Origin of the sequence: Streptomyces sp. NPDC050121 (genome assembly GCF_044460385.1) — a bacterium.
GTDB lineage: Bacteria > Actinomycetota > Actinomycetes > Streptomycetales > Streptomycetaceae > Streptomyces > Streptomyces soliscabiei.
This window is the reverse complement of the sequence record NZ_JBITJV010000015.1, coordinates 209,034-216,479: the sequence shown is the minus strand read 5'-3', so window position 1 is coordinate 216,479 and position 7,446 is coordinate 209,034. Positions and strand designations below refer to the sequence as shown.

At 72.5% G+C, this 7,446-nt stretch carries 6 protein-coding genes; all 6 read right to left on the bottom strand.

Going from position 1 to position 7,446, the window contains the following annotated elements; genetic code table 11:
* Positions 1–130: 130 nt before the first annotated feature.
* The 6 genes from ACIBTS_RS24025 to ACIBTS_RS24000 are packed head-to-tail and all read right to left on the bottom strand — an operon-like array spanning position 131 to position 7,311.
* The gene (locus ACIBTS_RS24025) at positions 131–1,648 is read right to left on the bottom strand and encodes a zinc ribbon domain-containing protein (RefSeq protein ID WP_399321987.1); all 1,518 of its coding nucleotides are present in this window, start codon (positions 1,646–1,648) and stop codon (positions 131–133) included.
* Complete coding sequence (locus tag ACIBTS_RS24020) at positions 1,645–2,202, bottom strand: phage tail protein (RefSeq protein ID WP_079661051.1); 558 nt, start codon at positions 2,200–2,202, stop codon at positions 1,645–1,647. The genes ACIBTS_RS24025 and ACIBTS_RS24020 overlap by 4 nt, the downstream gene beginning before the upstream one ends.
* 31 nt (positions 2,203–2,233) lie before the next feature.
* The gene (locus tag ACIBTS_RS24015; protein ID WP_399321985.1) at positions 2,234–4,192 is read right to left on the bottom strand and encodes a putative baseplate assembly protein; all 1,959 of its coding nucleotides are present in this window, start codon (positions 4,190–4,192) and stop codon (positions 2,234–2,236) included.
* Positions 4,192–4,632 carry a GPW/gp25 family protein gene (locus ACIBTS_RS24010; RefSeq protein ID WP_319677128.1) on the bottom strand — a complete coding sequence of 147 codons (441 nt, stop codon included), beginning with the start codon at positions 4,630–4,632 and terminating at the stop codon, positions 4,192–4,194. The genes ACIBTS_RS24015 and ACIBTS_RS24010 overlap by 1 nt, the downstream gene beginning before the upstream one ends.
* 46 nt (positions 4,633–4,678) lie before the next feature.
* On the bottom strand, positions 4,679–6,586 hold the full coding sequence (locus ACIBTS_RS24005) for a VgrG-related protein (RefSeq protein ID WP_399321984.1): 1,908 nt from the start codon (positions 6,584–6,586) through the stop codon (positions 4,679–4,681).
* Positions 6,586–7,311, bottom strand: a complete 726-nt coding sequence (locus ACIBTS_RS24000) for a LysM peptidoglycan-binding domain-containing protein (RefSeq protein WP_079661047.1) — start codon at positions 7,309–7,311, stop codon at positions 6,586–6,588. Before ACIBTS_RS24000 ends, ACIBTS_RS24005 begins: the two co-directional genes overlap by 1 nt.
* Positions 7,312–7,446: the final 135 nt, after the last annotated feature.

Sequence of the window (7,446 nt, the reverse complement as noted above, 5' to 3'; positions counted from 1 at the left end):
CCCCCCCCCCCCCCCCCCCCCCCCCCCCCCCCCCCCCCCCCCCCCCCCCCCCCCCCCCCCCCCCCCCCCCCCCCCCCCCCCCCCCCCCCCCCCCCTCCTCTTCGGCCGTCAGGACATACTCAGGACGTGTTCAGGACGCGTTCGCGCTCGACGGGCCGAAGAACTCGATCTCGGCTATCGACACCTGCTTGGTCCCGGACACCGAGTACGACGACTCGATCGTGAAGCGGACCTTGGTGACCTCGCCGACGCGGAACGCGCGCCGTTGACCGCCCGCGCTCTGGTCCAGCGTGAGCTCCCGGGTCGTGGTCCTGCCGTCCTTCAAGGTGATCGTCGCCTTGATGCGGTGGGGCAGGGCGGAGTCGTCGAGCTGGTCGGGCCGGATCGACGTGCCCGAGGTGATGATCAGGTCCAGCAGTCGCGTCGGCTGGTCGAAGCTTGCCTCTATCCACTCGCCCTCGCCCGACTGCGAGACCCCGGGACCCCACCAGGTGTTGTTGAGCTTGTCGAAGGCCAGTTCCGGCTTGTGCCCCGGGTAGGAGCGCGACGCCGCGAACGAGTCCGGGGTGACCGGCGCACGCTTGGCGAAGTGGTCGCGGGTGGCCTGGATCGCGTCCGGGGTGTTCACCCCGGCGATGATCACCAGCGTGAGGACGACCGCGGCCACCAGCCAGCTGACGATGCGGTCGAACGTACGGCGCAGGCGCGGGCGGTCGCCGGCCCAGGGCGTCTCGCCGTTGCGGTTGAACAGGCGACGCCACCAGGGCAGGCGGATCGAGGAGCGGTCCTCGAGGGTCATGGGCATCGCGCAGCGGACGCAGAAATGCCGGTCGGGGTTGTTGGGCGTGGCGCACCAGGGGCATGCGACGCCGTGCTGCTCGCCCTGGACCGGTCCGGGCGCGCGGACCTGCGGCCGGTCCGCGACCGGCCGGCCCGGCAGGACCGGCGCGACGGACGGGGGCGCGGCGGGGCGGGGCTCCGCGTCGGCGACGGGGACGAGGAGGGAACGGGCCCGCGCGGCCATCGTGTCGCCCAGCGCGGGGGGTGTGGGGGTGGGGGTGGCGGTGGGTGTGGGGGTGGTTGGCGTGGGTTCGCCGGGATTCGGGGTCGGGGTCGGTGCGGGGGGCGATGGGGCGGCGGTGCCGTCCTCCGGCGGGATGGCCGGGAGGGGAGTTTCCGTGGTGTCCTCGTCGTCCGAGTCGTGGTCGTCGTCCGCCGGGGCGGTGGCGGTCGTGGCGGTCGTGGTGGCGGGGGGCGTACGGAATACGGCACCGGCACCGGAACCGGCACCGGCACCGGCGTCGGCAGCGGTACTCGCGGTGGCCTCCGGCCCGGGCGTAACCGACGGTGGGTGCGGGGCCTCCTCGGGCGCTGACCCGTTGGCCGAGCCGGTGCCGCCCGATCCCGCGCCTGCCCTCGGACCTGCACCCGTGCCGGCACCCGTGCCGGCACCCGTGCCGGCACCCGTGCCGGCACTCGCACCGGCTGCCGAGCCCGAGCCCGAGTCGGCCGCCGCTTCCGACCCAGCCGCCGCGCCCGCCCGTGCCGTCGCTCGGTCTGTCCAGCTCAGTACGGCGCCGCAGGCGTCGCAGAAGGACTGGCCGGGCTCGGCGCGCGTGCCGCACTCGGGGCAGTTCTGGGTGGTCATCTCTCCGGGGTCCTTTCAGCGGCGGTCACCTTGACCGTGTACGGCATGTGGGCGGGTCGGGCGGCGGCCACCAGGGTGTCCAGGCGGTGCTCGTCCGCCGGGGAGGGGTCGGGCAGGCGGAGCGTGACGTGCAGGTGGGGGCGGTGGTCGCCCGGGAACGGGCCGAGGGGGCGGGCGCTCCAGCCCGATCCGCCGCTCTCGTCGATCTCCGGTTCCACGCCGAAGGCCAGCCGGATGGCCTCCGACAGGCCTCGGCGGGTGCCGCGCACCCGGTGCAGATACGCGGCCGCCGCGACCGCGGCCCGCAGCCTCGGCTCCGGTTCCGTGCCGTCGGTCTCCGCGCCGACCCAGCCCGTCAGCCAGCGGGTGAAGTCGATCGGGGCGAGGGCCGGGTCGAAGTAGGCGGGCAGGCAGTCCAGGGCGTTGAGGATGGGCGCCATGACCTCGTCGAGGCCGGCGACGAAGCGTTGCGCCAGGTCGTCGTCCGCGAAGACGGCCGGCAGCATCGCGCCGATCGGGACGGACGAGCCCAGCCCGTCCACGGAACCTCTCAACGCCCCTTCCCCTTACGTGAGTTCGAGCCCCTCACGAGCCGTCTCCGATCACGCGGACCCGGTGGTCGTAGGAGAAGACGAGGGCCGGGGCGGCCAGGTCGAGGCGGTCGGTGGCCTCGCCGCGCTTGCCCGTCAGGGGGTCGGCGGGGTGGAGGGTGACCTGGTCGACCAGCTCCACTCCGGGTACGCGTTGCAGGACCGCGAAGACCTCGCCCGACTGGACCGGACGGCCGAACGGCCAGCCCTTGCCGTCCGCACCGCCGGTCAGCGGGTCGAGGTGGCGGTAGAGGGCGTCGTGGGCCTGGCGGCGGACGCGGTCGGTGTCGACGCCACGGAAGGCGTGCACCGTCGCTACGACCGTCACGCCCTGGTAGTACGGCGGGCCGACCGCCAACCGTGTCCCGATCAGGCGGCGTTCGTCGAGGTGGCGGGTGATGCGGTCCAACAGCGAGTCGCCGGGCACGAGTTGCTCGAAGCGGAGGCGGCCGCCGGGGTCCGGTACGGCCTGCGGGACCACCAACACCCGTACGGCGTAGGAGCCGTGCTCGTCGGGCTCGCCCTCCAGGCAGGTGATGCGCGCGGTCTCCGGGGCGGCCCGGCGGGCGAGTTCCTCGTAGTCGCGCAGGGTCACCGCCCGCTCCTGGGCGCGCAGGGTGATCGGGGCGCGCAGCTTCGCCTCCTCGACGGTCTCGCCGTCCACCCCGCCGCGCGCGGCCTCGCGGTTGACGACCTCCGAGACGTACGGGACGGACGTACGCAGGACCTGGACCGCGCCGCGGGCGACGTTGCCGGACCGGCCGCCGCCCGTGCGGTAGCGGCGGGCGCGGATGACCGAGCCCTTGGGGGCGACGGCGCCGTACTGGCGCAGCCGGCCGTCGGGTTCACGGACGGACGGGCCGAAGGCGATCTCGCCGGTCGCCGCGTCGAGGGTGACATGGCGGTCGTGCGGGCCGGACGCGGCGAAGTGCGGAACCACCTGCCAGTCGGTCCAGCCCTCGTGTTCCGCGGTCTGGAGCAGCAGCGGCGGGTCGTCGCCCACGACCGGGGCGTGGGCGAGGGTCAGGCGCTGGCCCGGCAGGCCCGTCGACTCGCCGAGGGCCTCGTCGTGGACGGTCTCCGCGTGGACGGTAGGGGCGGTGCCGCCGATCGTGAAGACCTCGGCGGAGCGCACGGTCGGCGAGGTGGTGTAGAAGGGCTGGCCGGGGAGGGGCTCGGTGACGCGGCAGCGCAGCCAGCCGGCCTCCTGGCCGCCGGAGCGGGACAGGACATGGCCGCCGGGGATGTGCAGGACCACCTCGCCGGGGCGGTTGAGGCCGCCGGTGCCGTCGCGGTCGACCTCGCAACTCTGCCAGCCGTCCTCCGTCCAGGCCTCCCAGACGAGCGGGGGCTGACGGGGGTCGACGCCGACGCCGTCGACGCGGCTGTCGAGTTCCAGGACCACCGCGCAGTGCGGGACGGCGGCGCTCAGCCCGAACAGCATGCAGTCGCCGGGCTGCGGCGCCTCGGCGAAGCAGAGCAGGTCCTTGCCCTCGGTGAGGTCGGTGGTCCGGTCGGTGACCGGCTCGCCCCGGTGCTGCACCACGAGATGGCGCAACTGGCAGGGTACGACGGTGAGTTCGCGTTCCGTCGCGAAGACGACGGCGTCCTCGCTCTCCGTGCGGACCGTCGCCACCTCCGTGCCGACCGGCAGGAGCACCGGCTCCTCCTGGGGCGCCGACAGCCAGAACGTCACCTCCGTGCGGGCGGCGGACGGCGGGAAGAGGCGGATGCCGACCAGGTCGAGGAAGGCGAGGTGGTTCTTCTCGGGGACGCGGTTGAGGCGGTAGACGATCTGGTCCGCCATGTGGGCGACCGTCTCGACGAGCGTCACGCCCGGGTCGGAGACGTTGTGGTCGGTCCACTCCGGCGCACGCTGCTGGATGTAGCGCTTGGCGTCGTCGACGAACTGCTGGAAGCGGCGGTCGTCCAGGTTGGGGGAGGGCAGGGCCATCAGCGGTCGCTTTCGGAAGCCGTACCGGAGCCGGGCAGGTCCGGCTCGTCGTGGGACGGAATGACGTAGAAGGGGAAGACGAGGCTGCGCGGGTTGTTGGTGCCGCGGATCGCGTAGCGGACGTCGATGAAGAGCACGCCCTGCTCGGCGCCCGCGGTGACCTCGACGTCGGTGACCTCGATACGCGGTTCCCAGCGGTCCAGGCTGGCGTACACCTCGTGCTGGATACGGCCGGCCGTCGCCTCGTTGACCGGGGCGAAGACCAGGTCGTGGATGGCGCAGCCGTACTCCGGGCGCATGGGGCGCTCACCCGGGGCGGTGGCGAGGATGAGCCGGATCGCCTCTTCGATCTCGCGCTCCCCGCTGACCAGGGCGATGCCCCCGGTGGGGCCGATGCGGAGCGGGAACGCCCAGCCCGATCCGACGAATTGCTCGGCCATCAGACGGCCACCTGCCTTCTCCTCTTCCGGTGCCGCTCGGCCGTCCTCACGGGATCGGATACGGCTTGTTGTTGACCATGACGACGCCCTGCAGCAGGAGGGTGGCGGCCCGGATGCCCACGTTGGCGGTGGCGTTGACCTGGATGGTGCCGCCCGCGCTGACGGTCGCGGCGCCGCCCGCCTTGAGGCTGAGCGCGCCCATCGCGTCCACGTTCACCACGCTGGTCAGCGACTTGACGTTGACCATGCCGGTGCCGCGGATGTCGAGCAGCCCGCCGCTCTTGATGGTGAGCCTGCGGCGCGCGCTGAGCGTGAGGTCGGTGCCGGCCTCGATGGACACCGACCTGCTGCCGGTGATGCTGACGGTGCCCTTGCTGTCGACGGTGATCTCGGTCTTCGTCCGGTCCAGGTTGATGACGAGCCGGTCGTCGCCGGACGTCACCCGCACCCCCTGCTTGCGGCCGCCGGTCTTCTGGCTGAGCAGGTCGACGCGGTTGCCGTCCCGGTCGGACAGGGTGTGCCGGGCGGCGCGGCGGCGGGCGCCGTCGTGCAGCGGCACGTCCTTCACGGGGGTCGGCTTGTCCTTGCCGTTGTAGAGGCCGCCGATGACGTACGGGTGGTCGAGGGCGCCTCGGTCGAAGGCGACCAGCACCTCGTCGCCGACGTCGAGCGGGAAGATCGACCCGCCGTCCTTGCCGCCCCACTGCACGACCCGCGTCCAGTCGCTGATGTAGGCGTCGTCGAGCCAGGGGAACTGGAGCTTCACCCGGCCCTGCTTGAGGGGGTCCTGGACGTCCGTGACCAGGGCGTTGGTGGTGCCGGGGAGGTTCAGGCCGTTGGCCGCGTTCCCGCCGCCGGAGGACAGCCCGTACAGGGACCGCCACTGCCGTCCGCTGACGGTGACCCAGGCCTCGTAGTGCTTGCCGTCGCCGAAGACGTGCCGTACGGATGTCGCCGTGTACTTGCCCTCGAAGGGGTCGCCGACGTCGGCGAGGGCGACGGGCAGGCCGGGGCGCAGCTTCGGGGTGCCGCGCGCGATGACCTCCAGCTCGGCGAACGAGCCGGTGACGTCGTCGGCGAGGGCCTCGGCGGCGAACTTCACCTCCGACTGCCGGTCGTACGGCGTCTGCGCGTCGACCAGCTTGGCCGGCTTGAACTTGGCGGCGGCCTCGCCGGGCGTCGTGCCGATGCTGATGCCGGGGTTGGTCTTCGCGGGCGCGGTGGCGGTGAGCTTCTTCTTCGTCGTCACGTCCCAGCCGCGCGCCTCGACCGTGCCGACCTGCTCGGCGGCGGTGACGGCGGCGCGCAGGCGCAGGATGTCGGTGCCCGCCTCCAGGACGAAGGGGCTCTTGTCGCCGGGCGTGGAGGTGGGCGGCGCGCCGGACGCCGGGTCGGGCTTGAGGAACTGGAACTTGCCCTTCGCGTCGACCGACATGACCATCTCGTTCTCGTCGGCGAGCCGGGCGAGGAAGTCCCAGTCGGTGACGTTGGCCTGGCTGATGAACTCGTAGACCGTCTTCGTCGACTGGATCTTCCCGATGGGGACGCCGTCCTGCGCGGCCAGCTTGCGGGCGATGTCGGAGGCGCTCTGGTTGCGGTACGCGGCGACCCGGCGCTGGCGCATCAGACGGTGGCCGAAGTCGTAGCCGCGGATGACGGTGAAGGTGCCGGTGCCGTCGTAGTCGGCCTCCAGGCCGCACACCTCGCCGGTGAGGAGCGGGTCCGAGGCGCCCTTGCCGTCGGCGATCGGCGCGAGGACGACGGGCATGCCGAACTTGACGCCCAGTTTGCCCAGGACCTGACGGTGGGGGTCGCGGAACGTCAGCCGGAAGGCGGCCGGCACACCGAGACCCTGGTCCACCCAGCCCTCGACGAGCAGCGGCGCGAAGTCGACGGGGAGGGGACGGCCGCCCAGCGTGACCTGGATGACGCTGGAGAACGCGGACTGGACCACTAGGAGCGCACCTCCTCTGCGGCCGGCATGACGAGCTCGATGCCGGTCGGCAGCCGGGAGGGGTCGTCGATGCCGTTGACCTCGGCGATCGACCGCCACGCGGACGCGTCCCCGTACTCGCGCCAGGCCAGCGACTGGAGCGAGTCCCCGGCGACGACGCGGTGCACGCGTTGCGCGGTCAGCGCGCCCGAGGTCGGGTTCTGGCCCTTCGTCTTGCTGGGGATCTCGTGCAGATGCACCTGTGCCGTGGCGCGGATCGGGACGCCGGTGGTGCCGAACAGCGAGTACGTGACGTCGATGCTGCTCACGTAGGCGGTGAAGCGGGCCGTCGAGAACGAGCCCCACTGGAACACCACCCACGGCGGCGAGGGCTGCTTGGCCGCGATGCTCTTGGTCGTCACCTCGCAGCACTCCAGCAGCGACTCGACCTTCTTCAGGACGGTGTTGCTGCCGGGCTGGTCGGAGGAGTCGAGAAAGATCTCCACGGTCATCTGGCGCGGTTCCGGACCCATGAACTCCGGTACGGAGCCGTCGCGGACGGCCGCGGTCGGCGTGACCTTCCACTGGGCGCGGCGGCCGAGCTGGAGCTGCGCCGGGTTGAAGTCGAACCCGAAGGACTTGATCAGCCCGCCGGGGGTGGTGCTGGTGCCGACCGGCGGCTCGTGGATCGCGAGAGTGGCACGGACCAGGCTCTTGCCGGCGCCGCCTTTGCTTCCCTTGGCCATGTTCTGTGCCTCTTCCGTCCCGTTAAGTTCTGTTTCGTTCCGACCGGTTCCGACCCGTTCCGAACCATTTCGATCCGGCCCGTTCAGGTCCGTTCAGGTTCGTTCAGGTACGTTCGGATCCGTTCCGATCCGCTC

Bases quoted from the DNA above. Each gene is read 5' to 3' on its own strand.
- ACIBTS_RS24025 (WP_399321987.1), bottom strand. From the start codon at position 1,648: ATGACCACCCAGAACTGCCCCGAGTGCGGCACGCGCGCCGAGCCCGGC.
- ACIBTS_RS24015 (WP_399321985.1), bottom strand. From the start codon at position 4,192: ATGGCCCTGCCCTCCCCCAACCTGGACGACCGCCGCTTCCAGCAGTTC.
- ACIBTS_RS24000 (WP_079661047.1), bottom strand. From the start codon at position 7,311: ATGGCCAAGGGAAGCAAAGGCGGCGCCGGCAAGAGCCTGGTCCGTGCC.
- ACIBTS_RS24010 (WP_319677128.1), bottom strand. From the start codon at position 4,632: ATGGCCGAGCAATTCGTCGGATCGGGCTGGGCGTTCCCGCTCCGCATC.